This window comes from Brevibacterium sp. HMSC08F02 (genome assembly GCF_001807555.1).
Taxonomy (GTDB): domain Bacteria; phylum Actinomycetota; class Actinomycetes; order Actinomycetales; family Brevibacteriaceae; genus Brevibacterium; species Brevibacterium ravenspurgense.
Map to the genome: position 1 here is coordinate 197,136 of NZ_KV789345.1, position 23,573 is coordinate 220,708.

The following is a 23,573-nucleotide window of genomic DNA, read 5'->3' on the forward strand; positions in this document are numbered from 1 at the left end:
TAAAGCTCCTAGAAGAAGAAATGCTAAGCCTCTGACCGCATCGTACCTGTTTTTGTCAACGGTCCGAAACTCGGGTCACAGGATTCAGTATGGAATCTCCCATGGTCCTCTGAAAGTGCCAGTAGAGCGCTATATCACACTGTGGACCGCTGTCGCCCAATTTGCGGAAAGTGTCGTGGTAAGATGGGTCACCGAAAGGGGACTAAAGAGTATGAGTTTTCAGGTTGGAGACACCGTCGTCTACCCGCACCACGGTGCAGCCACTGTTCAAGAAGTGAACACCCGCAAGATCAAGGGTGAAGAGACCGTCTTCCTCAAGCTTGAGGTTTCGCACGGCGATCTGACAATCGAAGTCCCTGCTGAGAACTGCGACCTCGTCGGTGTTCGCGACGTCGTCAACGCAGAGGGTCTGGAAAAGGTCTTCGAAGTTCTGCGCGCTGAAGTGGCCGAAGAGCCCACTAACTGGTCGCGCCGCTACAAGGCCAATCTCGAAAAGTTCCAGTCCGGCGATGTCATCAAGGTTGCCGAAGTTGTTCGCGACCTGTGGCGCCGCGAACAGGACCGCGGACTTTCCACTGGTGAAAAGCGCATGCTTGCCAAAGCACGTCAGGTTCTGGTTTCTGAACTGGCTCTGGCCAAGGAAAAGGAAGAGGACGAAGCCGAAGCAATGCTTGACGAGGTTCTCGCTTCCTGATTTCTGTCACACGGCCCGCGCTCAGACTGTCCTGAGCGCGGGCTTTGTGCTTCTGTGCCGGCTGTTTCCCCGGGCTGGCGTCGCCACCGCCAGCAGCCGCCATGTCGCTGCCGCCGGCTACCATTGCTGTCGTGGAGACAGCTCTCATCATTCCCGCCGCCGGGTCCGGTACGCGCTTGGGCGCTGACCGTCCGAAGGCCTTCGTTGAACTGGCAGGCCGCACGCTCTTGGCGTGGTCCCTGCGCTCTGGTCTGCGTGCCGGCTGCGGGCTCACCGTTATTGCCGCACCCGCGGACTTGCTGGAAGAAGCGCGCGCCATCGCAGACGCCGAATGCGACTCGCTCAAAGTTCCACGCAGTCTGGTTGCGGTCGTTGAAGGCGGTGCTGAGCGCACAGATTCCGTTTCCGCCGCTCTGGCGCGGCTCGAAACCGTCAACCCCAGCTTCGTCCTTGTGCACGACGCAGCTCGCGCGCTCACCCCAAACGAGGTCTTCATCCGCGTGATCGATGCTCTGCGCGCCGGTGAGCGCAATGTTGTGCCGACCCTCCCGGTAGCCGACACCATCAGGACAGTGGCGGGCAGCACCTCGTCAGTCGAGGACCTCGCGACTTCCGTCGACCGTTCCCAGCTCAGACGAGTCCAGACCCCTCAGGGGTTCCGCACGGAAGACCTGCGCGCGGCTCACCGGCACGCTCGCCAGACCGGTCTTTCGGCAACTGACGATGCGGGGCTCCTGGAAGCCATCGGCATTCCCGCCAGGGGAGTGCCGGGGGCAGAAGCGGCACACAAAATCACGTACCCAGAAGATCTGCGCACAGCGCGCGCTCGACTGCAAGGAGAATGACAATGCGGGTGGGAATCGGCTTTGACACCCACGCTTTTTCGGACGACCCACAGCGCCCCCTGTGGTTGGCGGGCTTGCTGTGGGAAGACGCCGGGCCGGGCCTGGAGGGGCACTCGGACTCCGATGCGGTGGCTCACGCCTGCTGTGACGCTCTGTTCTCTGCCGCCGGCATCGGCGACCTGGGCGCGCACTTCGGCGTTGACCGCCCGGAGCTTGCCGGAGCATCCGGTGCTGAACTGCTGAAAGAAGCCGCCCGCCTGGTGCGCGAAGCCGGTTTTTCCATTGGCAACATCGCGGTGCAGGCCGTGTGCACTCGCCCCAAAATAGGCACCCGCCGGGCCGAAGCCCAGCGGGTGCTGAGTGTTGCCGCCGGAGCGCCGGTGACGGTGTCCGGCACGACGTCTGACGGTTTGGGCTTCACCGGTCGAGGTGAAGGGGTCGCCGCTGTGGCGACCGCCCTGGTTTACCAGGCGTGAGGTTCGTCCGGTGCGAGTTCATCGCCGCCGGTGACTTCCTCAACTGACTTACCGCGCGTCACGATGACGCCGATCAGCCACACGATGGCGAAGATGCCGAACGTCCACAGCATCTGCGTGCGGGTGTCGGGAGCGAACATGCCCAGCACGATGACGGCCAGCAGAGCGGCCGCGGTCAGCCACGACAGGACCGGGTAGCCCCACATCTTCATGGGCAGCGGGGTGCCGTCGCGTTCGGCGCGGTGGCGCAGGACGATGTGGCTGGCCACGGTCGCGATCCAGGTGACGAGCAGTGTTGAGCCGACCACGTTGAGGCCGATGAACAGCACATTGTCCTGGTTGAAGGCGTTGACGAGCACGGATGCGAAGCCGATGAGGACCGACACCATGATCGCTGGAATCGGGACGCCCCTGTTGTTTGCGCGTCCCGTGGCCGCCGGTGCCATGCCTCGGTGGGCCAGCGAGAACACCATGCGGGAAGCTCCGTACACGTTCGCGTTGAGCGAGCTCAGCAGAGCCACCACGATGATGATGGCCATGATGGCGCCCACTGCCGGCAGTCCGGTGGTCGTCAGGGTCGTGACGAACGGGTTTTCGGCAAGGTCCGGGTTGTCCCAGCGGACAGCGAGGATCATGAGCGTCACCGAACCCATGTAGAACACGAGGATGCGCAGCACGATGCCCGCGATCGCCTTGCGGATAGAGGTTTCCGGATCTGCTGTTTCAGCTGCTGCGACCGCGAGGATCTCAATGCCGCCGAACGCGAAGATCACAATGAGCAGGCCGGTGCCGATGCCGCCGATGCCCGAGGGCGCCAGGTCGATGCCCTGCACATTGCTCAGACCGGGGGATTCACCGGGGGTCAGGCCGAACAGGAAGGCTGTGACCACGATGAGGAACAGGATGACGAAGGCGACCTTGATGAAGCTGAACCAGTATTCGAATTCGCCGAACGAGCCGACGCCCATGAGGTTGATGACGGTGAAGATGAGCATGAAGGCCAGCACCCAGATCCACTGGGGAACATCCGGGAAGAACGCCGAGCGCATGATCTGCGCGGCGGCTGTCGCCTCAACCGCAACGACCAGGCACAGCTGCACCCACCACAGCCACCCCACGGCAAAAGCGGCCGCGGGGCCCAGCGCCTTGCCGGCGTAGTAGGAGAACGCTCCCGGGTTGGGGTCGGCGACAACCATTTCGCCGAGCATCCGCATCACCGAGATGATGATGAGTCCGGCAGCCACATAGGCCAGAAGAATTGCCGGGCCGGCAACGGCGATTCCTTCGCCGACGCCGAGGAAGAGGCCCGCGCCGATTGCCGACCCGAGGCTCATCATGACGAGGTGCCGGGTCTTCAGACGCTTCTGCAGTTGGGTGGTGGCCATGAAAATCCTTTATGAACAAAACAGATGGTGGTCGCGGGAGACACTATGCCGCTCAGTGTCCGCGGTCAATCCATTCCTGCAGGTGCGGTTTTTCCGCGCCGATGCTGGTGGAATTGCCGTGTCCGGTCAGCACGATCGTGTCCTCAGGCAGGGCGAACAGGCGTTCGCGAATCGACTCGATGATCGTGTCGAAACTCGAATACGACCGTCCTGTTGCTCCCGGGCCCCCGTTGAACAGAGTGTCACCGGACAGCAGGACAGGCACCTCGGCATCCGAGGCTGTGGTTCCCCGAACGTCCTCGGGCAGTCCGGCACCCGTGAGGCCTTCGGCAATGTAGAAGCACGTGGAGCCGGGGGAGTGGCCCGGCGTGTGAAGCGCGCTCAGACGCAGGCCGGCCACCGTGAAGCTGTCGCCGTCGTCGATCCGGCCGGTGGGCTGACGGTCCTCGAAGACCTGGTCCCACAGGACCGAATCGGCGGGGTTGAGCAGAATCGGCGGGTCGCCGAGTTTGGCCTGTGCGTCGAAGACGTACCGAATGTGGTCATCATGGCCGTGTGTCAGCAGGATCGCGCTGACTTCGCGTTCGCCGACCGCTTCTGCAATCGCATTCGGGTTGTGTGCCGGGTCGATGACGACGACGGTGGAATCGTCGCCGACAATCCACACGTTGTTGTCGACGTCAAAGGTTTCGCCGTCGAGTGAAAAGGTTCCCGATGTGATGAGCCGCTCAATGCGGACTGCGCTGTCTGTCATGTGAACTCCACTACCGATCGAAGGACTTCTCCTCGCGCCATCTTGTCAAAGGCATCTTCAACCTGCTCGATGCTGATCCGCTCGGTGACGAACTTCTCCAGCGGCAGGCGGCCCTGCTTGTACAGTTCGGTGAGCATCGGAAAGTCGCGTTCGGGCAGGCAGTCGCCGTACCACGAGGACTTGAGCTTGCCGCCTCGGGCGAACATGTCGATGAAGGGGACGGTCAGCTCCATGTCTGGTGTGGGAACACCCACCAGGACGACCGTTCCGGCGAGATCGCGGGCGTAGAACGCTTGGCGCCAGGTTTCGGGGCGGCCCACGGCGTCGATAACGACATCAGCGCCGAAGCCGCCGGTGAGGCTCTGGACCTTCTCGACGACCTCGTCTTCGCTCATGCCCTTTGACGAAAAGCTGTGGGTTGCGCCGAGTTCTTCTGCCGCGGCGAGCTTCTTGTCGTCGAAGTCGATCGCGATGATGGTCGATGCGCCCGCCAGCTTTGCGCCGGCAATGGCGGCACAGCCCACACCACCGCAGCCGATGACGGCCACGGAATCGCCGTGCTTGACCTCACCGGTGTTCATGGCCGCGCCAATGCCCGCCATGACACCGCAGCCCAGAAGCCCCAGCACGGCCGGGTCGCCCTCGTCGACCTTGGTGCACTGGCGTTCGGCAACGAGGGTCTTTTCAGCAAAGGACCCGATACCCAGGGCGGCTTCGAGTTCCGTGCCATCGGTGAGCGTCATCTTCTGCTTGGCGTTGTGGGTGGCGAAGCAGTACTGCTGTTCGTTGCGCTTGCAGGCGCGGCACTCACCACAGGTGGCGCGCCAGTTGAGGATGACGAAATCGCCGACCTCAACGTGGACGACGCCCTCGCCGACCGCGCTGACAACACCGGCGGATTCGTGTCCCAGCAGGAACGGGAAGTCGTCGCTGACTCCGCCCTGACGGTAGTGGTAATCGGTGTGGCAGACACCGCAGGACTTGACGTCGACGACGACTTCGCCCGGACCGGGGTCGGGGATGACGATGTCGACTAGCTGTACGGGTTCTTCCTTTGCGAAGGCGACAATGCCCTTCACGGTCTGGGACATGCTGACTCCTATAAGCAGTCGTTGATGTGTCATGTCCCACGCTACCGAAAACTCGGCACGAATAAAGGCCGGGCTTCGCGGTGTGCGAAGCCCGGCCTCTGTTCAGTCAGCGGGTGGCGACGGATCAGTCGATGTCGCCGGCCGCCTCGTCAGGGTGCGCCTTGAGGTGCAGGATTGCGGCTCCGAGACCGCCCCAGACGGTGATGATGGCGATGAGCATCATGATGACTGCGGATGCGCTCATGGCGTAACTCCGTTCTCGTTGTGCGGTGTGGCTTCCGGCGCGGCCTGCGGTTCAGTGGTCGCATGTGGGGCGGCGGCCGGGGAGCTGAGCTGCTGTTCGAACTCAGCCTGGGCTCGTTCAACCTTTTCGAGGCTCTTGCGCGGCCACGGTGTGATCGACAGGAGAATCGACACCACCAGGATGAGCCCGAGGACGCCCCAGCCGAGCAGGTTCAGCGTGATCTGCGGATAGCCTTCGTAGCCTTCCTTGATGGTTGTGATGATGACCTGAACGAGCATGACGACCAGGACTATCGGGGTGATGACTCCGACGAACGCCATCCAGACCTTGCCGAGCTTGAATGTTGAGACCGCGTTGAGGTGGTCGCGCAGGAACGGCAGGCGGCGCAGAACCCAGGCGACCGTGATGACCGCGATGATGGCAATGCCGACGATTCCGATGTTGTTGACGAAGTAGTCAATCGTGTCCAGTGTGATGAGGCCCGAGGTGGTGGAGAAGCCGACCACCGCGACAAGCGCCATGCCGCCGCCGACGAATCCGGTCGACTTGCGCTGCGAGATGCCGAGCTTGTCCGAAACAGCTGCGATCGGCACCTGCACCAGCGAGATCAGCGAGGACAGACCCGCGAAGATCAGGCTGACGAAGAACAGCACACCGAAGATCTCACCGAAGGGCATTTCGGAGATGATCAGCGGGAACACCACGAATGCCAGGCCGACACCGCCGGCAGCCACTTCGCTCACCTCGGTTCCAGAAGCAGTGGCCATGAAGCCCAGTGCGGCGAACACGCCGAGGCCCGCGAGGATTTCGAACGCGGAGTTCGACAGACCGACGACCAGGCCGGAGCCGGTGAGGTTGGTGCGCTTCTTCAGGTAGGACGCGTAGGTCAGCATGATGCCGAAGGCAACAGACAGCGAGAAGAAGATCTGACCGTAGGCGGCGATCCACACGCTGGGCTTGGCGATCTGACTGAAGTCCGGCTTGAACAGGGCGTCGAGGCCGGTCATGGCTCCGTCCAGCGTGAGGGCTCGGATGACGAGCCCCACGAACAGGACGATGAGCAGCGGAATGAAGACCTTCGAGAAGCGGGCGATACCGCCCTGCACGCCCAGGAAGAGGATGATGAGCGTAATGACCCACACGCCGATGAGCGGGCCGAGAACTGCGGGCACGATATCCGCGGTAGGCAGACCGCCGTCATCCAGCTGCAGGTACGAACCGAAGAGGAAGCCCTCGGGATCGTCGCCCCATGCCTTCGACAGGGAGAACCAGGCGTAGCTGGCCGCCCAGGCGATGATTGCCGAGTAGTAGATGGCGATGACGGTGGCGATGCCGACCTGGATCCAGCCGATGGGTTCAGCCGCCCGGTTCATCGACCGGAAGGCCAGCGGGGCCGAAGACCGGAACCGGTGGCCGATTGCGTAGTCCAGGAACAGCAGTGGGATACCCGCCGTAAGCAGAGCGATGAGGTAGGGGAGGATGAACGCTCCGCCGCCGCTCTCGTAGGCGACATAGGGGAAACGCCAGATGTTGCCCAGGCCGACTGCAGAGCCGACTGCGGCAAAGATGAAAGCGCTGCGGCTGACGAAAACCTGCCGCTTTTCACCCTGAGGGGGTGCTTGAGTAGACATATAAAACACCTTTGTTTTGATGCGATGTTGAGGAAACTGTAGACGAATTCGTGACGAATGTCATAGTTTTCCCAGTGCGCGTCCAGACTGTTGTCAGTTTGTGATTCGCAGGAGCGGGTGCGCCGGGGCTTCCGGGCCGGGCGCGTGCAGCAGATGGCGGCTAGACTGTCAGCCGTGACAATTCAGCTGTATAACACCAAGTCCCGCACCCTCGAACCCCTCGTTCCCGTCTGTGACGGCAAGGTGGGGATCTACGTGTGCGGTGCGACCGTTCAGGGCGCGCCCCACATCGGCCACATGCGCTCGGCGGTCGTGTTCGACCAGCTTCGCCGCTGGCTGACCTACAGGGGACTTGATGTTCTGCTGGTGCGCAATGTGACCGACATCGACGACAAGATCCTGCAGAAGTCCGTCGAAGAGGGCCGCCCGTGGTTTGCTCACGCCTATAAGTACGAGCAGGTGTTCACTGCCGCCTACGACCGGATCGGCGTGCTGCCCCCGTCCTATGAGCCCCGTGCCACCGGCCACATCACCGAAATGGTCGAACTGATCGGCAGGCTCATCGATGCCGGCCATGCCTACGCGGCAGAAGACGGCAGCGGCGACGTGTACTTCGACGCCCGGTCCTGGCCACAGTACGGTGCGCTGACCCACCAGAGCTTGGACGACATGGCCGAAACCGACGCCGAGGTGCGCGGCAAGCGCGACCCGCGCGACTTCGCCCTGTGGAAGGGGCACAAGGACGGCGACCCGCTGACCGCCAGCTGGCCCACCCCGTGGGGTCGCGGCCGGCCGGGCTGGCACATCGAGTGCTCCGCGATGTCGACTAAGTACCTGGGTGCCGAATTCGACATCCACGGCGGTGGCCTGGATCTGCGCTTCCCACACCACGAAAACGAACTCGCTCAGTCGACCGCGGCCGGCGACGGCTTTGCCCGCATCTGGATGCACTCCGGTCTGCTCAATGTGGGCGGGGACAAGATGTCGAAGTCACTGGGCAACTCGATTTTCGCCCACGACCTTTTCGACGATCATTCCGCACTTCTGGTGCGGTACTTCCTGTCCACGGCGCACTACCGTTCCGTGCTGGAGTTTTCGGAAGAGCTGGTCGAAGGCCAGGCGCCGGCCCTTGAGCGGATCCGCAACTTCATTTCCCGAGCCCGGCAGGAACTCGGAGATGAGGCTCCGGCAGTGCCGACGTTCCGCGACACCTCGATAACGGTGCCGGAATCCTTCGCACAGGCCATGGATGCCGACCTCGGCATCCCGAAGGCCTTGGCCGTCGTGTTCGACCAGGTGGGCACCGGCTTCCGCCTGCTTGAGGGTGGGGACCGAGGTGAACTCGCCACAGTGTTGACCTCGGTTGAGCTCATGCTCGACATCCTCGGCATCAACCCGAGTTCTGCCACCTGGGCGCAGGGTGGGGAATCCTCGGCGACCGCGCACGCTCTTGACCAGCTGGTCGACGAACTCGTACGCACGCGCGCTCAGGCGCGCGCCGACAAGGACTGGGCCGTGGCCGATGCGATCCGCGACCAGCTGGCAGCAGCCGGCATCGTCGTCGAAGACACCGCCGATGGCTACCGCTACCACGTAAGGGACTGAACATGGCGAAGGCAAAGGGCCCGCGCAAGGGCACGGGCGGTCACGGGCGGCGTCGGCTGGAGGGCAAGGGCCCCACGCCGAAGGCCGAAGACCGCGTTTACCACAAGGCGCACAAGGAGAAGCTCGAACGGCAGCGCCGCCAGCAGGGCAAGCAGAACTCTCGTCGCTTCAAGGGCGAACAGGGTGTTGACACTGTGGCTGGCCGCAACTCGGTGCTCGAAGCCCTGCGCGAAGGTGTGCCGGCGAAAGCGCTCTACATTGTCCGCGGTGCCGATTCTGACGACCGGGTGCGCGATGCGATCGCAATTGCCGCTGACCGCGGAGTTCCGCTGTTGGAGGCAAGCCGCGATGAGCTTGACCGCATGACCGACAGGGCGGTCCACCAGGGACTCGCTCTTGTCCTGCCACCGTACGAGTACGCAACCCCGAAGGACCTGCTGGATGCGGCTGCCGCGGAAGTGCAGAAGCCGTTGCTGGTGGCCCTCGACGGCATCACCGATGCTCGCAACCTCGGGGCCATCATCCGCTCTGCCGCAGCTTTCGGCGGTCACGGTGTGATCATCCCCGAACGCCGTTCCGCCGCCATGAACGCCGGGGCCTGGAAGACCTCGGCCGGCGCGGCAGCCCGCATCCGCGTAGCCCAGGTGGTCAACCTGGCCCGCGAACTCACCGAGCTTAAGAAGCAGGGCGTGTTCGTGCTTGGCCTCGACATGGACGGCGATGTGGATCTTCCGGAACTCTCTTTGGGCACCGAACCGGTGTGTCTGGTTGTCGGTTCGGAAGGCAAGGGTCTGTCGCGGCTTATTCGCGAAACCTGCGACCAGATCGTGTCGATCCCCATGGCGGGAGCAACCGAATCGCTCAACGCGGGTGTTGCAGCCGCGGTGTCGCTGTATGAAATTGCGCGCACGCGCGGTCTGCGCAGCGCTCCCGCCGAACCCGGCGCCTGAGTCTCAGTCCGCTCCCGTGAGGGAGCGGTACGCCTCGACCAAACGGGAGTCGAGTTTGCGCACGGAGGCGAGATCCGCCTCGTCAGTGGAGTGAGCGGTGTTGAACAGCTCGCCCGCCATGTTGAGGCGCGCCAGTTCAAGATCGTGCGTTTTCTGGCCCTCGGACAGGCTGGGGTGAAGCTCGCCGGTTTCAGCATCGACCAGCCACGCGGTGTGCCCGTCGCTGCTGGGTGAGAACAGCGTGTTGGACAGTGCAGCATCGCCCCAGAAGAACCCGGCCCGGTGCAGGTGGGCCAGAAGCTCGGCAAAAGCGTCGACCACGCTGTGTGCGGCGGGGGAGCGGGGCCCGTCCCGCAGGATTTCGTCGTAGCGAGCGGCGGGTGTCAGCCGTCGGGTGATGAGCGCCCCTGAAGCCGCCGTGGTTCGGCCGGTGACGACCCCCAGTGGGAAAACCGCCGGTAATCGTGCGTCCCGCAGTGCGTGCAGCAGGCGGTATTCGTCACCGGCGCCATCTTCGCCCATTTCCTTGATGACCAGCGCAGCAGGTTGTGTGCCTTCTGCCGCACCAGGCTGCACGCAGTCTACGGTTCGGACGGTGTGGCGCGACAACCCAAACGGGCCGAGCTGCACACCATCCCATTCGGCCAGGGGTCTGTTCCACGGCAGGGAAGCTAGGTGCTCGCGCAAATCAGCGTCAACAGCGGTGATCTGTGCAGCCGGCACGCCCGCCGGGCCTGGCTCAGGCGCTGAGCGCGCCTGCCGCACGCCCGCTGCCGCGTCCCACCCGCTCGTCACAGGGAGTCGCGCAGCTCGTCGGGCGTTCCGAGCCGCGTGATTCTGCCCTTTTCGAGCACGGCGATTCTGTCGGCGATGCCGAGCGCCAAAGGAACGTCGCGAGTGGCAACGATCGACGTGATGCCGATGGTGCGCTGGAGGTCAGCCAATGCCGCGGTGGTCTCTTCGCGGGTGTCTTCGGGCAGGCGGTTCAGCGGTTCATCCAGGAGGAACACTGCCGGCCTGCGCACGGCTGCGCGTGCCATCGAGACAGTGTGGCGCTGGGTGCCGGTCAGTTCGTCCGGGGTGGCATCCAGCAGGTTTTCCAGACCCATGCGCTTGGCGACGGCGTGCACGCGCTCCCTGGCGCCTTCCTGCGTTTCGCCGTACAGCAGCAGTGCGAAGGCCATGTTCTCGGCGACTGTCATGTGCGGGTAGAGGGCGTAGTTCTCAAAGGCCATGACCACGTGGCGCTGGTGTGCCGGCAGCTTTGTGACGTCTTCGCCATCGAAGGTGATCGTGCCGGCCGTCGGCGTTTCCATTCCGTTGATCAGCCGCAGAAGCGTGGTTTTGCCCGATCCGGTGCCGCCGAGCACCACGAGCAGTTCGCCGTCCGGCACATCAAGGCTGAGATTGTCGATTGTTGTTGTCACAGTCGACGGATACCGGTGTGTGAGGCCTGTGAGGACGACCCGTGCCATTGATGCCTTTCGTCATTGAACAGCGTGGCGAAAAACCGTTGGGGAGCGGTGAACGGAGACAACATTACCGCACATGAGGGCGTCTGTGAGCCTGCCATGGAGTTCTCAGCCTGCCGTAGACTTCGCCGTATGGGTGTTCGGCTGAAAGACGTTGCTGAGCGTGCGGGAGTTTCGGTTTCGACGGTCTCGCGCGTGCTCGGCGGTCGTGACGTCGTCGCGGAGGCAACGCGGGCGAAGGTGATGAGCGCGGTCGAGGCCGTCGGCTATCAGCGCTCCACACTGCTCGGTGCGGCCGCGGGCCAGTTTGCCGCGGTGAGTCTGCCGGAGAACCCCGAACACTGGCAGACGGATGTTGCCCGTGCTGCGATCGCCCACCTGCAGCGTGCGGGGCATGCGGTCATGACCCCGTATCTCGATGCTGAGGGGCGGGAACTGCGCGCCTGCCTGGATGCCGGTGCCGCTGTCATCATCACCCCAACCTTCACGGAACTCGATGTCGATGTGCCGGTCGTGCGGTTTTCTGAGTCCGGCAGGCGAAGCACTGCTGTCAGCACCGACGGCATGATGGTCGGGCGCGACGATATCGCCGCCGAAATCGACTTGCGCGCGGGTATGAAGCTGGCGTTCGACCACCTGTATGACCTTGGGCATCGCCGTATCGGCCTGGTGTGCAAGGACGTTGGGGAACTCGCAGAGATCCTCAAGGAGAACTTCGGTGCGCTCCACCCGGCGGCAGCCATCGCACCAAACCTCGATGATTGGATTGCGGCCGTCCCGAAGACCTTCGCCGGCGGTGTTGAAGCCGCATCAATCCTGCGTGATGCTGCCTGCACCGCGGTCATAACGCAGAGCGCCCTGCAAATGTACGGCGTGTTTGAATCCATGCGCCGTCGTCGCCTGAGCGTGCCGCGGGACCTGTCAGTCATCGGGATCGGCGATTCGTCGACCATGCGGTTCACCAATCCGCCTGCAACTGTCCTTTCTTATGACACCGAGAGCCTGGCTGAAGCGCTCGCCACAGCCGCCCTGCACATTCTGGACGGCAACCCGCCGGTGGCGGTTCCGCCGAACTTCCGTCCCCGGCTGCTGGCCCGCGCCTCGACAGCGGCGGTCAGGAGGTGAGCGTGTCCCAGTACGAACTGTCCGGTGTTTCCCTGCAGCAGATCGCCACGGCTGCCGGCATTTCCCAGGCCACGGCATCACGCGCCCTGCGCGGGTCTTCTGCGGTGGCGCCGAAGACCCGGCGTGCGGTGGACATCGCGCTGCGCACCCTCGGTGTGCAGGTGCCGGCTGTCCCTGACGTCAAGCGGATCGCCGTGGTGACGGCAGCCCCGATCGGGCCGGACATCGAACCGTTCACCACCCTGATAGAAGAGCTGACCAAGCGCATTTTCGCGGTCGGCCACGTTGCCGTGCAGGCGGTCACGGACCCGGGCCTTCCGCCGACCTACGAACTCCTTTCCGCCGTCGGTGTGGACGGTGTGATCGTCGTCGGCGGCGGACCCGCATCGAGTGAAGCCCAGAAGCTGGCGGGCACGGAACTTCCCATGCTGCGCATCTCGCACGCCCGGCACACGGGCTTTGCACAGATCATCATGGATTCTTCCGTCGGCATTGAGACCGCGGTGCGCCACTTGGTGCAGCTGGGGCACACGAGGATCGGCCTGGCGGTGCCGGAAGACTCCGCGAAGAACTCCCGCGTGAGTGCTTTTCGGACCACGATGGCGGACTTGCTGTTCATCACCGGCACCCGCGATCAAGCACCCGTCGTCGTGTCCGACCCCGGCGTGCTGGCTGGAGCGCAGGCGGCCCAACAGCTGCTCGACACCAGCTGCACCGCTGTCATCAGCGCATCCCCGGACCTCACGGTGGGCTTCCTCCAGGCGGCTCAGCGTCTGCGTCTGCGGGTGCCGGACGATCTTTCGTTCCTGGCTGTCGGCGATGTCCCGGACGCAGATGTTTTCAGCCCGCCCATTTCGCAGGTCACGTTCGACTGGGAGCAGCTGGCCAGCACTGGCGTACGCGAAATCGAGCGGCTCATGGCAGGGCCAGTGGATCCGCTGCCGGCCTACTGGGTCGAACCAGAGCTCGTGCTGCGCAGTTCGGATGCACCCCTGGCCCGCCGCTGACTCTGCTGGCCTCCGCAGGCCACGCTCCTCACTGCTCCCGAGGTGCCGTCAGGCTTCCCGGGACACCTCGCGCTCTCGGGCGCTCGCCAAGTGGGCGAGCGCGCGGGACACTTCGCGCGGGTCTTCCGCACGGAACCGGGCCTCGGTCTGGCCGGGCCCCACTTTGACGGTCAGCCCGCCGGGGTAGCGGTTGAGGTGCCGGAAGGCGTCTTCGTCTGTTGTGTCGTCGCCCATGTAGATGGCGGCGTCGGCGCGCGTGGTCTGCATCAGCTGGTCAATGGCGTCGCCCTTGGTTGTGCTGCGCACGCTGAATTCGACGATGTCGTGGCCGTGGACAATCCGCACGTCGTCGAGTTCAGCGGAAAGTTCGTCGAGTGCCCTGCGGACGATTTCGGCGCCTTCGGGTTCGACTTCGCGGGTGTGGAACGCCCGGCCCAGCGGTTTGCGCTCAAGCCACATGCCGGAGATTCCCGTGTGATTGAGGTGCGTATCGAGTTCTTCGTGTGCCGTGTCGATGACGTCGAGCACCCGCAGTTCGCGCGTCGAAAGATCGTCCCCGCTTCCCGGCACGGCAGCATCGGGAACGTCGGCGGCATCGGGGACAGAAACCTCGGCCCCGTGTGCCCCGTACAGCAGAGTGCTGCGCGGGGGAGTGACAACGGAGCGCAGGTTGTCGAGGTTGCGGCCTGTGATGAACGCCGTCCACGTGCGCGGCAGCCGGTCCAGAAAGTCGACTGCGCTGAGGGATTCCGGCAGGGCGCGCGATTCATAGGGGTTGTCCACCAGCGGTGCCATGACGCCGTCGAAGTCGAGTGCAACCAGCAGCAGCTTCGCTTGGGCCGCCTGCGACAGGGCGTCGCGCAGTTCGCTCATGGTGCGGTTCCGCCGCTGTTCTGTCCCGGCACCTCGCCAGGCACCTGTCCCGGCGCCTCTGACGAGTCTGCCGCCTGACCCTGGCTCGCCACCTCGCCCGGCACCTCGCCCGGCACCTGGGTCCCGTCCAGGCCGGCGCGTACCGCGTCGAGGCTGATGGCCGCGGTTTCCAGCGGAACGGGTTCGGCTCCTGCGATCCAGGCGAGGTCGGACAGGAAACTGCGGGCCCACGTGTGCACGGTTTCGTCTTTCAGGCGTCTGCGCATGGGCCGCATGCGGCGACGCTGTTCACGCACCTCCATGCCGACGGCGCGCATGATGCCGTTCTTCAGTTCGGTGATGTCGTGGGGGTTGATGAGCACGGCCTGGGTCAGCTGGTCGGCAGCACCTGCGAACTCTGAGAGCACAAGCGCGCCGGAATCATCGGTGCGGCAGGCGGTGTACTCCTTCGCCACGAGGTTCATGCCGTCGCGCAGCGGGGTGACGAGCATGACATCTGCCGCCAGGTAGAAGGCCGTCATTTCGTCCCGTGGGAACGAGTAGTGGAAGTAGTGGATGACCTGGTTGTGCAGGCCTGAGAACTCGCCATTGGTGTGGCCGACGGCCAGTTCGACCTCCGTGCGGATCTGCTTGTAGTGGTCCAGTCTTTCGCGGCTGGGGGTGGCGATCTGCACGAACGTGACCTTGTCCTTGTCCAGCCGGCCTTCGCGCAGAAGTTCGTGAACCGCTTTCAGACGGTGGCGCAGACCCTTGGTGTAGTCCATGCGGTCGGTGCCGAGGATCACGATGTCCGGGTTGCCCAGTTCGCGGCGGATTTCCTGCGCCCGGGCCTGAATCGCGGGGGTGTTCGCCAGTTCGATGAGTGCATCGGTGTCGACGGAAATGGGGTAGTGGGCGGCCCGCGTGATGTGCTCTTCGGTGCCCAAGTCGGGGTCGGCCGTGACGGTGATGTCGTCGCCCTTGGTGATGAAGCCTGAGTGCTTGCGCACGCAGCGGCGGAAGTTCGCGGCATCGGTGGGCCGTTGGAAGCCGATGAGGTCTGCACCCTGGACTCCGCGCAGAATCTCGGAGCGCCACGGCAGCTGGCTGTAGAGCTCCACCGGCGGGAACGGGATGTGCAGGAAGAATCCGATGCTGACGTCCGGACGCATGGAGCGCAGCAGCTGGGGGACCAGGAACAGCTGGTAGTCGTGCACCCACACGGTTGCGTTCTTACCAGCGGTTTCTGCCGTGCGGATGGCAAAGCGGGTGTTGACTTCGAGGTATTTGTCCCACCACGTGCGGTGGAATGCCGGTGGGGCGATGACGTCGTGGAACAGCGGCCACAGGGTGCCGTTGGAAAAGCCCTCGTAGTACATCTGGAAGTCTTCGGAGCTCAAGCGCACCGGCACCAGGTGCATGCCGTCGTGTTCGAAGGGGTCGACGTCGGTGTCGGTGATTCCCGGCCAGCCGATCCAGGCTCCGCTTGCTCTCCGCACAACCGGTGCGAGTCCCGTTACGAGGCCGCCGGGCGCGGTTTTCCACCCGGGTTCGTCGCCGGAATCGTCGCGGTCGATGGGCAGTCGGTTGGCCACAACAAGGAATTCTGGGCCTTCCGCGGGCGGATCGATGGTGGGCAGTTGATCGGCGGCGTACAGGCGTTTCACTGTGCTCCTTACTCGACCACAGAATCGGCGGTGCACCGGCGGGATGACCCTGGGTGCCCGGTGCGTGTTCTGTGCGGAGATCCGGGACTTAAAGCCCATCCTACTGAATTCGTCTACCCTGTTGGTGATGAATCTGCAGACAGTCGGCGGCTACCGCCTGGGCGAAAAACTCGGCTCGGGCGGCATGGGCGTCGTGTATAAGGGCTATGACGACCACGACCGTCCCGTTGCGGTGAAAGTCCTCAACCCCAGCATTGCGGACGACGAACCTTCCCGCATGCGCCTGGCCCGCGAAGTCCGCACTCTGCAGCGCATTTCCCACCCGCGCATCGCGGCTGTCATTGACGCCGACCTCGAAGCTGATCACCCGTACATTGTCACGGAGTTCGTGTCGGGTACGACGCTGCTTGAGGACGTCCGCTCCGGCGGTCCCTTTTCGGAATCTGAGCTCGTGCACTTCGGACACGCGCTGATTGACGCGCTGGAAGCCGTGCACGCGGCAGGTGTTGTCCACCGCGATCTCAAACCCGCCAATGTCATGATCTCCGACGGCGAACCGGTGGTGATCGACTTCGGCATTGCGCAGGCCGCTGACGAGGTGACTGTCACCGTGACCGGTCTGGTCATGGGAACCCCCGGCTACCTGTCTCCCGAGGTGGTCGAAGGGGGAGATTCGGCACCCTCGACTGACTGGTGGGGTTGGGGTGCGACGATGGCGTTTGCCGCCACGGGACGTAATCCCTTCGGCGGTGGCGGTATTGACGCGGTCATCGCCCGCGTGGCGACCGGCCGAGCTGATTTGGAGGGCTGCCCCGAGCGCATTGTCCCCATCATTCGGGCCGCTCTGCAGCCGAAACCGGCGAACCGTCCGGCGGCTGACGAACTCCTGGGCGCTCTCATCGACGTCGAAGAGGGGCGGATGCCCGCCATTGGGCGGGGCTCGGAAACTCCTACGGCGGTGCAGCCGCCGGCGGTGGGTTCCACGAACGTCTACCCGCACCCGCAGTCGCCGGCACCCCAGTGGGCACCGCCGCAGCACGGATCACTGGAGCCCGCTCAGCGGCCCTACCCACCCCAGCAGCCGGCTCCGCCTCGCCCACCCGCTCTTCACCCGTCCCCAGCGCTCGGGTACCAGCCGCACTCACCGGCGCCCATGGTGCAGAACCACGCCGCAAGTCCCGTGGCCCAGCAGGCGGTGCAGTACCCGGCGCATCGTCCTCCCTATCCGAACGCGGCTTCTGCCCAGCCGGCCGTGCAGAAGTCCCTCAAGGGACGCCTCCCGACTTTCGGTGCTGTCATGCTCGGCATGGCGGCAGCGGTTTTCGCACCGCTGATCATGGTGATCGTCTCCTACGTGTGGCAGGTGCTGGCGCGCACGTTCGGCAAGGTGCACGTGATTGTGCGCAGGCGGCGCTTCTACGAAGGGCCTGACAGTGCAAAGTGGGGGTTCCTGTCCCACGGGCTAGGGGCGTTCTTCAGTTCGCTGTTCCTCAGCATCTTTGCGACCATCCTGCCCGTCATGGCGGGTGCTGCGACATTCATCTTGGCCCACCTGAACTTTGTGCAGTTCGGCGACGGCCCGCTGCCGGTCACAGTGGAGCTGCTGATCGCCTCGTTCGTGTACACGCTCGTTCTGTGGCTGGGGCCGGGTGCAGAGATGCTGCGCCTGGGCACGCGTCTGACCTTTGACCGGTGTACGGGATCCTCGCGGACGGCGGGAATTATCATCGGGATCGTCCTCCTGATCGCCGCGGCTTTTCTTTTGGCAGCGGTGCTCGCCTCAAACAGCTTTGACCTGTGGCCGCTGCCGCCGGAGATCCTGGACTCCATACCGCAGCTGACATAGCCAGCGTCCGGCGTTCCATCCGAACCGCATGTGAGTCCGCGGCACAGAGCGCAAGTACGATTGTCTGTGAAATCTTCAACCGGAGGAAAAGCAGAGAAACATGGCGAAGAAACCGTCGAACACTGACCGCCGTGCGGCAGCGCGTGAAAAGGCGCGTCAGATTGCCGAAGCGCAGGCGCGCAAGCAGAAGACAGCCAAGCGCGTGCTCTACATCGGAGTCGCTCTCGTAGCGGCACTGGTTCTGGTCGTGGTGGGTGTGCTCATCTACCAGTCCACAAAGCCAGCCGCCCAGCCGCAGGGCTACACCGAAGGTTCGGTGACGTTCGTCAAGGACGGCGACGGCGTAGCGCTGACGGAAGACCCGGCCAAAGACAGCAAGGACGCAAAGGACAGCGCGCCCAACGTCAAGGTGTTCCTCGACTACCAGTGCCCAGCCTGTGCGCAGTTTGAAGGCCTCAACGGCAAGGGGCTTGGAAAGCTCGTTGCAGACGGCGATATTTCGCTGACCTTCCAGCCGGTGGCGCTGCTGGACAACCAGTCCGGCGGTACAAAGTACTCGACCCGGTCGGCCAACCTCATGATGTGTGTTGTCGACTCCGGCCAGGCCGATAAGTTCCAGGAACTGTCGCTCAGCCTGTTCTCCAACCAGCCCGAAGAGGGCGGAACGGGTCTTGATGATCAGAAGATGCTCGACCTGGCCAAGGAGGCCGGAGTCGACGTCGACAAGAAGATCAACACCGCCGAAGACGATGTGACCGTCAAGGACTGCGTGAACAACATTCAGTTCGAGGACTTCGTCACCCAGTCGACAAAGGAAGCTCTCAACGGCGGTCTCAAGGGTACCCCGACGGTGCAGGTCAACGGCGAAAACGTCGGTGACTGGAGCGACCAGCAGTCGTTCTTCGCTGAAATCCTCCAGGCTCAGAAGAAGTGATCGAGGGCGGTCTGCGGCTGCTCCCGACGGGGTTTGCCGCAGACCGCACTCGCACTGATTTGGGCTGTGTGAGCTGGTGGACTAAACTGCTCACGATCGGAGGGAGTCCCTCCGTCCGCCTCCTTAGCTCAGTTGGTAGAGCACCGCTCTTGTAAAGCGAAGGTCGTCAGTTCGAGTCTGACAGGGGGCTCAGCTTCTTCGGGAAGCACCTCATTGTGAGGTGCTTCCCGTTTCTGTTTTGAGTCTCACCTAGACTTCCCCTGTGACGAACGCAGAAGGAAGCAGACTCAGCGGACTTGACCGCTTCTTCAAAATCACGCAGCGCGGCTCGACGGTGGGCACAGAGATCAGGGGAGGTCTGACGACCTTCCTCGCGATGGCCTACATCATCGTGCTCAACCCGATCCTCATCGGTGCGGCCGCTGACTCCACTGGTGCTTTCCTCGGCGGGGGAGACACTCCCAACCTGGCCGCCGTGGCTGCTGCGACTTCGCTCATTTCGGGTCTGCTCACTCTGCTCATGGGCCTGGTGGGCAATTTCCCCATGGCGGTGTCCTCAGCCTTGGGCATGAGTGCGTTCATGGCCTTCGGGGTCGTTGTCATCCCCGGTATGACGTGGGCCGATGCGATGGGCCTGGTGGTCATCGAGGGCATCATTCTTCTTCTGCTGGTGGTCACCGGTTTCCGCACCGCGATCTTCAACGCGGTGCCCGGCCAGCTGAAATCCGCAATCGGTGTGGGCATCGGCTTCTTCATTGCGCTCATCGGCATGATCAACGCCGGCTTCATCAGCAACTCCGGCGGCACAGCGCTTGAACTGGGCCAGGGCGGGTCGATTGCCAGCTGGCCGGTGCTGCTGTTCACGGTCGCGCTTCTGCTGCTGTTCGTCCTGTACGCCTCGGGTGTGCGCGCCGCGATCCTCTACACGATCCTCATTGCGACAGCCGTCGCATTCGCACTCGAAGCGGTGTTCAACCTGGGACCGAAGACCGGTGCTGACGGCGAGGTCGCCAACCCGGGTGGATGGGGTCTGACGGTGCCGAAGATCGAAGGCGGATGGTTCCATTCGCCAGACCTGTCGATCCTCGGTTCGTTCAACCTGCTGGGCTCCTTCCAGTCAGTCGGCATCATCACCGCAGTTCTCGTGGTGTTCACGCTGCTGCTGACGAACTTCTTCGACCTGCTGGGCACCATGATGGCCGTCGGCACGCAGGCGAAACTCGTTGACGAGTCCGGTCAGGTAGAAGGCGCCAAGCGGATCATGGTGGCCGATGCTCTCGGTGCCATCGTCGGCGGTCTGGGCGGAACCTCGTCGAATTCCGGTTTCGTCGAATCGACCGTCGGTGTCGGATCCGGCGCTCGCACCGGCCTGGCGAATGTTGTGACCGGTGCGCTGTTCCTGCTGACGGTGTTCCTCGCTCCACTGGCCGCTCTCATCCCCTCCGAGGCGGCAGCGCCGACGCTCGTATTCGTCGGCTTCCTCATGATGCAGCAGGTTGTGCGCATCAACTGGACGGACATTGAAATTGCGGTTCCCGCGTTCCTCACGATTGTGCTCATGCCGTTTTCGTACTCGATCACCAACGGCATCGGTGCGGGCTTCGTGTCCTACGTCGTGCTCAAGACCGCACGCGGCAAGTTCCGCGAAGTGCACCCGCTCATGTACCTCACGGCCGCACTGTTCATCGTGTACTTCGCATCCGGGCCGATCCAAGCGCTCGTGGCCGGCTGACACGCCACCAGCCCCAGCCGCCGTTGCCACCGGCGCCCAGCCGCCGTTTTCAGCAGTGCCGGTTCGGCACCTCGGCGAGTGACACCTGGCCGAATTCGTCATTCTTCTCAGTGTGACTCGGCTCCTATAGAGTGTTGCCGTCATCGGAAAACACCATGAGGACGCAGATATGGAACCCCTGTACATTCTGATTCCGCTCATCCCCGTCATCATCATCGTGGTGCTGCTGTTCCTGCTGTTCGGCGGGCTGCGCACATCGATCTTCTTCACCGTCAAAACGCAGGAGCGCGTCATCGTCGAGCGCTTCGGCAAGTACCGCAAAGTCTGCGAACCGGGCCTGAACATGAAGGCCCCGTTCGTCGACACGACCACCAAGCCGATTTCGCTGCGCGTGCACCAGCTTGAGGTCAACATCGAAACCAAAACCCAGGACAACGTGTTCGTCATGGTGCCGGTTGCGGTGCAGTACGTGATCGGCGAAAACCAGGTCGTTGACGCCTACTACCGCCTGTCGAACCCGGAAGAGCAGATCCGCTCCTACGTCTTCGACACCGTCCGTTCGGCACTGTCGACCCTGACCCTGGACTCGGCGTTCGAATCGAAGGACGACATCGCCACCTCGGTCGAACAGCGACTGTCGACGTCGATGGCCGCTTACGGCTTCCGGATCGTCAACACCCTCGTGACTGACATCAGCCCGGACTCGCGTGTGCGCGACTCGATGAACTCGATCAACGCCGCCCAGCGCGACCGCGTTGCCGCGCAGGCCCTGGCTGAAGCTGACAAGGTCAAGCGCGTCACGCAGGCCGAAGCGGAAGCTGAATCGCGTCGCCTTCAGGGTGAGGGTGTCGCCGCCCAGCGCAAGGCAATCGCCAACGGTATCGCCGAACAGTACGAAGCGCTGCGCCGCGTGGGCATCGAGCAGACCGCTGAACAGCTGCTGCTCATGACCCAGTACTTCGACACCATGCAGGACGTTGCCCGCAACGGAAAGTCGAACGTCATGTTCATGCCGAACACCCCCGGTGCCGTGGGTGACCTCGCGGCCGAAATCCGCAACACGATGCTGGCGACCAACCAGATCCAGGAGGACAGCCTCGGGTCCCGCCACGGTCGGTGACGGAGCCGGCTGAAGCCGGGTCTCACCTCGGCCCCGGCTGACCGGGTCACAAGCGAAACGGCTGCTGAGCACATGCTCAGCAGCCGTTTCGCTGTTTCAGGTCCTGTCGGAAGGGCCCGAGGCGCCGGGCGGCTCCGGTGCTTCCGGAACTTCTGAGGTGCCGGGGGCTTCCGAGGCGGCCGCATCGTCGGCCGCGGCCTGATGGGCAGCGAGTGAGACGTTTCTGCCGCTTTGGCTGCGGGCGTCGAGGGGAAGCTCGGCCGCGGGGACCCATTCGGCGTATTTCGGGTCAAGGAAAGCCCCCGACGATGTTCCGCGGAGTCGGCGGCCCACCCACGGGGCCAGGTGGTCCTTAAGCCATTCGGCTTCGTTTTCCATGCGGTCGCGCAGCGGTTTCGAGGTTTTCTGCAGCCGGAATCCGCGGAAGTCGACGCGGCTTCCTTCGAGCACTGTCTGTGCGGACTGGGCGACCATGCGGTGGCCCTGCGTGCTCAGGTGGATGCGGTCGGGTGCCCAGTATTCCGGGGCGTAGAGCGGGCGCATGCCCCACAGGTCGAGCATGTAGCAGCCGTGGCGGCCGGCCAGGGTCCACATGTGTGCGTTGTACACGGCCACGCGGGGGCGCAGTGCGCGCAGCACGGGGCTGAAGGCGGCTGTGTCGAAGCCGTTGCCCAAAAGCACTTCGATGCCTTCGGCGCGCATGGCCGAGATTGCCCGTTCCAGCTGTTCGGCCAGGCCGTCAACATCGGCTGATGGGCGCAGCACGTCGTTGCCGCCGGCGACAAACGACACGAGGTCGGGTTTGAGGTCAAGGGCGACGGGCACCTGTTCGTCGATGATGGCGGTCAGCTGCCTGCCGCGGATAGCGTGGTTGGCGTACAGGAGGTCGGGGCTGCCGACGGGGGACTGTGTGAGCGCGTGTGCCAGCCGGTCGGTCCAGCCGATGAAGCGGCCGTCCTCGAGCGCGGATTCGTCCATCAGCCCTTCCGAGAACGAATCCCCGATGGCCAGGTAGGTGCGGATCCGGTTGTCTTCGTGTTCTGTCACAGGGCCTCCTTATTGAGCTGGTCGCAGGCTTCACGCAGTCCGCTGGCCCGCTCTTCTGGGTTGGCGGGAATCGTGGTGTCGCCGGTCATGACGCGGCGGCACCACTGCATGACGAGGCTGTTCTTGGGTGCCCGGATGCCGTGCAGGTGTGCCAGGCGGACGATCTCACCGCCCAGGTAGTCGGCTTCGATATTGCCGGTCCCGCGGGCCATGGACTGCCAGGTGGAGGACAGGTTCTGCACTCCGTCGATGGGGGCTTCGGGAATGCGGTCGGCAAAACCGAGCTCTTCGGGCGGGTTGGGGCAGTGCACAATCCCCGCGGCCTCGTAGACGCTGCGAGCTTCGTCCTGCAGCTGCTCCAGCAGGTCGCTGTAGTCGACGGATCCCACGAGGGCGTCGATGCCGTTTGCCAGGTTCGCCAGCAGCTTCCCGAAGGTGTAGGGCGAAGGCTCGGGTACGAGCACGGATGCGAAGTTTCCGGCCGTGAAGTCGCGGTCTGCCTGCTGAAGGTAGTGCGGAAGGGCCGCGTTGTCAGCGGTGCTGGTGGCGCCGGCCTGCGGTCGGGGCACATCCGGACCACACACGGGACCGGTGATCAGCCCGGCCCAGCGGTCTTCCATGAACACAGCCAGCTGTCCCGGTTCCGTGTAGACGGCAGGTGTGTAGATGACGGTCGTCGACACGGTCCGGAACCAACGAGGCGCCTGCTCCTGTGCGTCAGTTCCGTTGAGGAACAGCATGAGCGGCAGGCACTCGCCGGCGGTGCCCAGCTGCCTGCCGTGTTCGTCCTCAACCGGACGGTCGGCCCATTCGCTCAGTGCGGTGGGCACCTGCTGAGTTTTCACTGCCAGGATGATGACATCGTCAGGGCGGAGATTCACCTGTGCGGCAGAGCGCACTACTGTTGGATGTGCAGTCAGAGTTTCATGCGGAGTGCGGACGGTCAGCCCGGCATTTTCGACAGCATCGGCTTGGCTTCCCCGCGCAACCAGCACGTGGTCCACCTCGGCGCGGCAGAATCCAGCGCTGAGCATTCCGCCAATGGCTCCGGCTCCCACAATGATGTATCTGCTCATAGCTCAACACTACTAGGAAG

General features: G+C 63.9%; 22 protein-coding genes and 1 tRNA gene. 12 read left to right on the plus strand and 11 right to left on the minus strand.

What is annotated here, in order from left to right:
* Nucleotides 1–211: 211 nt before the first annotated feature.
* The 3 genes from HMPREF3172_RS02680 (at nucleotide 212) to ispF (ending at nucleotide 2,015) form a co-directional block, all read left to right on the plus strand.
* Nucleotides 212–694, plus strand: a complete 483-nt coding sequence (locus HMPREF3172_RS02680) for a CarD family transcriptional regulator (protein WP_019175786.1) — start codon at nucleotides 212–214, stop codon at nucleotides 692–694.
* Nucleotides 695–825: 131 nt separating this feature from the next.
* Entirely contained in the window at nucleotides 826–1,539 is a 714-nt protein-coding gene (ispD, locus tag HMPREF3172_RS02685) for a 2-C-methyl-D-erythritol 4-phosphate cytidylyltransferase (RefSeq protein WP_256173129.1), read from the plus strand.
* Nucleotides 1,536–2,015: a 2-C-methyl-D-erythritol 2,4-cyclodiphosphate synthase gene (gene ispF, locus HMPREF3172_RS02690; RefSeq protein WP_070515191.1), complete on the plus strand. Its 480-nt coding sequence runs from the start codon at nucleotides 1,536–1,538 to the stop codon at nucleotides 2,013–2,015. Before ispD ends, ispF begins: the two co-directional genes overlap by 4 nt.
* Here the strand turns inward: ispF and HMPREF3172_RS02695 are convergent.
* The 5 genes from HMPREF3172_RS02695 to HMPREF3172_RS02710 all read right to left on the minus strand — a co-directional run bounded on the left by HMPREF3172_RS02695 (nucleotide 2,003) and on the right by HMPREF3172_RS02710 (nucleotide 7,120).
* A complete protein-coding gene (locus tag HMPREF3172_RS02695; RefSeq protein ID WP_070515193.1) occupies nucleotides 2,003–3,400 on the minus strand; it encodes an amino acid permease in 1,398 nt (465 codons plus the stop codon). The genes ispF and HMPREF3172_RS02695 overlap by 13 nt on opposite strands.
* A gap of 52 nt (nucleotides 3,401–3,452) precedes the next feature.
* Entirely contained in the window at nucleotides 3,453–4,154 is a 702-nt protein-coding gene (locus HMPREF3172_RS02700; RefSeq protein WP_070515195.1) for an MBL fold metallo-hydrolase, read from the minus strand.
* A complete protein-coding gene (locus HMPREF3172_RS02705) occupies nucleotides 4,151–5,245 on the minus strand; it encodes an S-(hydroxymethyl)mycothiol dehydrogenase (RefSeq protein ID WP_070515197.1) in 1,095 nt (364 codons plus the stop codon). Before HMPREF3172_RS02705 ends, HMPREF3172_RS02700 begins: the two co-directional genes overlap by 4 nt.
* Nucleotides 5,246–5,369: 124 nt before the next feature.
* Entirely contained in the window at nucleotides 5,370–5,489 is a 120-nt protein-coding gene (locus tag HMPREF3172_RS10245) for a methionine/alanine import family NSS transporter small subunit (protein WP_019175780.1), read from the minus strand.
* A complete protein-coding gene (locus HMPREF3172_RS02710) occupies nucleotides 5,486–7,120 on the minus strand; it encodes a sodium-dependent transporter (RefSeq protein ID WP_070515199.1) in 1,635 nt (544 codons plus the stop codon). Before HMPREF3172_RS02710 ends, HMPREF3172_RS10245 begins: the two co-directional genes overlap by 4 nt.
* A gap of 174 nt (nucleotides 7,121–7,294) precedes the next feature.
* On the opposite strand from HMPREF3172_RS02710, the gene cysS reads away from it, so the two are divergent.
* Nucleotides 7,295–8,725 (plus strand): cysteine--tRNA ligase, encoded by a 1,431-nt coding sequence (cysS, locus tag HMPREF3172_RS02715; RefSeq protein WP_070515268.1) that lies wholly within the window; start codon nucleotides 7,295–7,297, stop codon nucleotides 8,723–8,725.
* A gap of 2 nt (nucleotides 8,726–8,727) precedes the next feature.
* Nucleotides 8,728–9,675 carry a 23S rRNA (guanosine(2251)-2'-O)-methyltransferase RlmB gene (gene rlmB, locus HMPREF3172_RS02720; protein ID WP_061942095.1) on the plus strand — a complete coding sequence of 316 codons (948 nt, stop codon included), beginning with the start codon at nucleotides 8,728–8,730 and terminating at the stop codon, nucleotides 9,673–9,675.
* Nucleotides 9,676–9,678: 3 nt separating this feature from the next.
* On the opposite strand, the gene HMPREF3172_RS02725 is transcribed toward rlmB, so the two are convergent.
* Complete coding sequence (locus HMPREF3172_RS02725; RefSeq protein WP_070515201.1) at nucleotides 9,679–10,398, minus strand: lipopolysaccharide kinase InaA family protein; 720 nt, start codon at nucleotides 10,396–10,398, stop codon at nucleotides 9,679–9,681.
* 68 nt (nucleotides 10,399–10,466) lie between these two features.
* A complete protein-coding gene (locus tag HMPREF3172_RS02730; protein ID WP_070515203.1) occupies nucleotides 10,467–11,150 on the minus strand; it encodes an ABC transporter ATP-binding protein in 684 nt (227 codons plus the stop codon).
* A 129-nt stretch (nucleotides 11,151–11,279) separates the two neighbouring features.
* On the opposite strand from HMPREF3172_RS02730, the gene HMPREF3172_RS02735 reads away from it, so the two are divergent.
* Complete coding sequence (locus HMPREF3172_RS02735) at nucleotides 11,280–12,272, plus strand: LacI family DNA-binding transcriptional regulator (RefSeq protein WP_070515205.1); 993 nt, start codon at nucleotides 11,280–11,282, stop codon at nucleotides 12,270–12,272.
* A 2-nt stretch (nucleotides 12,273–12,274) separates the two neighbouring features.
* Nucleotides 12,275–13,279 (plus strand): LacI family DNA-binding transcriptional regulator, encoded by a 1,005-nt coding sequence (locus HMPREF3172_RS02740; protein WP_070515207.1) that lies wholly within the window; start codon nucleotides 12,275–12,277, stop codon nucleotides 13,277–13,279.
* A 48-nt stretch (nucleotides 13,280–13,327) separates the two neighbouring features.
* On the opposite strand, the gene otsB is transcribed toward HMPREF3172_RS02740, so the two are convergent.
* The gene (gene otsB, locus HMPREF3172_RS02745) at nucleotides 13,328–14,152 is read right to left on the minus strand and encodes a trehalose-phosphatase (protein WP_061942084.1); all 825 of its coding nucleotides are present in this window, start codon (nucleotides 14,150–14,152) and stop codon (nucleotides 13,328–13,330) included.
* Nucleotides 14,149–15,798, minus strand: a complete 1,650-nt coding sequence (locus HMPREF3172_RS02750; RefSeq protein WP_256173134.1) for an alpha,alpha-trehalose-phosphate synthase (UDP-forming) — start codon at nucleotides 15,796–15,798, stop codon at nucleotides 14,149–14,151. Before HMPREF3172_RS02750 ends, otsB begins: the two co-directional genes overlap by 4 nt.
* Nucleotides 15,799–15,925: 127 nt before the next feature.
* On the opposite strand from HMPREF3172_RS02750, the gene HMPREF3172_RS02755 reads away from it, so the two are divergent.
* From HMPREF3172_RS02755 to HMPREF3172_RS02775, 5 genes are all read left to right on the plus strand, one after another.
* Nucleotides 15,926–17,644, plus strand: a complete 1,719-nt coding sequence (locus tag HMPREF3172_RS02755) for a serine/threonine-protein kinase (protein ID WP_070515209.1) — start codon at nucleotides 15,926–15,928, stop codon at nucleotides 17,642–17,644.
* A 100-nt stretch (nucleotides 17,645–17,744) separates the two neighbouring features.
* The gene (locus HMPREF3172_RS02760) at nucleotides 17,745–18,578 is read left to right on the plus strand and encodes a DsbA family protein (protein WP_070515211.1); all 834 of its coding nucleotides are present in this window, start codon (nucleotides 17,745–17,747) and stop codon (nucleotides 18,576–18,578) included.
* Between the two features lie 117 nt (nucleotides 18,579–18,695).
* Nucleotides 18,696–18,768: transfer RNA gene (locus HMPREF3172_RS02765), tRNA-Thr, on the plus strand.
* A gap of 72 nt (nucleotides 18,769–18,840) precedes the next feature.
* Nucleotides 18,841–20,310 carry an NCS2 family permease gene (locus HMPREF3172_RS02770; RefSeq protein ID WP_070515213.1) on the plus strand — a complete coding sequence of 490 codons (1,470 nt, stop codon included), beginning with the start codon at nucleotides 18,841–18,843 and terminating at the stop codon, nucleotides 20,308–20,310.
* A 169-nt stretch (nucleotides 20,311–20,479) separates the two neighbouring features.
* Nucleotides 20,480–21,430, plus strand: a complete 951-nt coding sequence (locus HMPREF3172_RS02775; protein WP_083272020.1) for an SPFH domain-containing protein — start codon at nucleotides 20,480–20,482, stop codon at nucleotides 21,428–21,430.
* A gap of 96 nt (nucleotides 21,431–21,526) precedes the next feature.
* On the opposite strand, the gene HMPREF3172_RS02780 is transcribed toward HMPREF3172_RS02775, so the two are convergent.
* The gene (locus HMPREF3172_RS02780) at nucleotides 21,527–22,477 is read right to left on the minus strand and encodes an SGNH/GDSL hydrolase family protein (RefSeq protein WP_070515215.1); all 951 of its coding nucleotides are present in this window, start codon (nucleotides 22,475–22,477) and stop codon (nucleotides 21,527–21,529) included.
* On the minus strand, nucleotides 22,474–23,553 hold the full coding sequence (locus HMPREF3172_RS02785; RefSeq protein ID WP_070515217.1) for a ketopantoate reductase family protein: 1,080 nt from the start codon (nucleotides 23,551–23,553) through the stop codon (nucleotides 22,474–22,476). Before HMPREF3172_RS02785 ends, HMPREF3172_RS02780 begins: the two co-directional genes overlap by 4 nt.
* Nucleotides 23,554–23,573 lie beyond the last annotated feature (20 nt).

What these genes read in the sequence shown, in the direction of transcription:
- HMPREF3172_RS02760 (WP_070515211.1), top strand. Translation starts at nt 17,745, where the DNA reads ATGGCGAAGAAACCGTCGAACACTGACCGCCGTGCGGCAGCGCGTGAA.
- rlmB (WP_061942095.1), top strand. Translation starts at nt 8,728, where the DNA reads ATGGCGAAGGCAAAGGGCCCGCGCAAGGGCACGGGCGGTCACGGGCGG.
- HMPREF3172_RS02775 (WP_083272020.1), top strand. Translation starts at nt 20,480, where the DNA reads ATGGAACCCCTGTACATTCTGATTCCGCTCATCCCCGTCATCATCATC.
- ispF (WP_070515191.1), top strand. Translation starts at nt 1,536, where the DNA reads ATGACAATGCGGGTGGGAATCGGCTTTGACACCCACGCTTTTTCGGAC.
- HMPREF3172_RS02735 (WP_070515205.1), top strand. Translation starts at nt 11,280, where the DNA reads ATGGGTGTTCGGCTGAAAGACGTTGCTGAGCGTGCGGGAGTTTCGGTT.
- HMPREF3172_RS02730 (WP_070515203.1), bottom strand. Translation starts at nt 11,150, where the DNA reads ATGGCACGGGTCGTCCTCACAGGCCTCACACACCGGTATCCGTCGACT.
- HMPREF3172_RS02700 (WP_070515195.1), bottom strand. Translation starts at nt 4,154, where the DNA reads ATGACAGACAGCGCAGTCCGCATTGAGCGGCTCATCACATCGGGAACC.
- HMPREF3172_RS10245 (WP_019175780.1), bottom strand. Translation starts at nt 5,489, where the DNA reads ATGAGCGCATCCGCAGTCATCATGATGCTCATCGCCATCATCACCGTC.
- HMPREF3172_RS02695 (WP_070515193.1), bottom strand. Translation starts at nt 3,400, where the DNA reads ATGGCCACCACCCAACTGCAGAAGCGTCTGAAGACCCGGCACCTCGTC.
- HMPREF3172_RS02785 (WP_070515217.1), bottom strand. Translation starts at nt 23,553, where the DNA reads ATGAGCAGATACATCATTGTGGGAGCCGGAGCCATTGGCGGAATGCTC.
- HMPREF3172_RS02755 (WP_070515209.1), top strand. Translation starts at nt 15,926, where the DNA reads ATGAATCTGCAGACAGTCGGCGGCTACCGCCTGGGCGAAAAACTCGGC.
- HMPREF3172_RS02680 (WP_019175786.1), top strand. Translation starts at nt 212, where the DNA reads ATGAGTTTTCAGGTTGGAGACACCGTCGTCTACCCGCACCACGGTGCA.
- HMPREF3172_RS02710 (WP_070515199.1), bottom strand. Translation starts at nt 7,120, where the DNA reads ATGTCTACTCAAGCACCCCCTCAGGGTGAAAAGCGGCAGGTTTTCGTC.
- HMPREF3172_RS02705 (WP_070515197.1), bottom strand. Translation starts at nt 5,245, where the DNA reads ATGTCCCAGACCGTGAAGGGCATTGTCGCCTTCGCAAAGGAAGAACCC.
- otsB (WP_061942084.1), bottom strand. Translation starts at nt 14,152, where the DNA reads ATGAGCGAACTGCGCGACGCCCTGTCGCAGGCGGCCCAAGCGAAGCTG.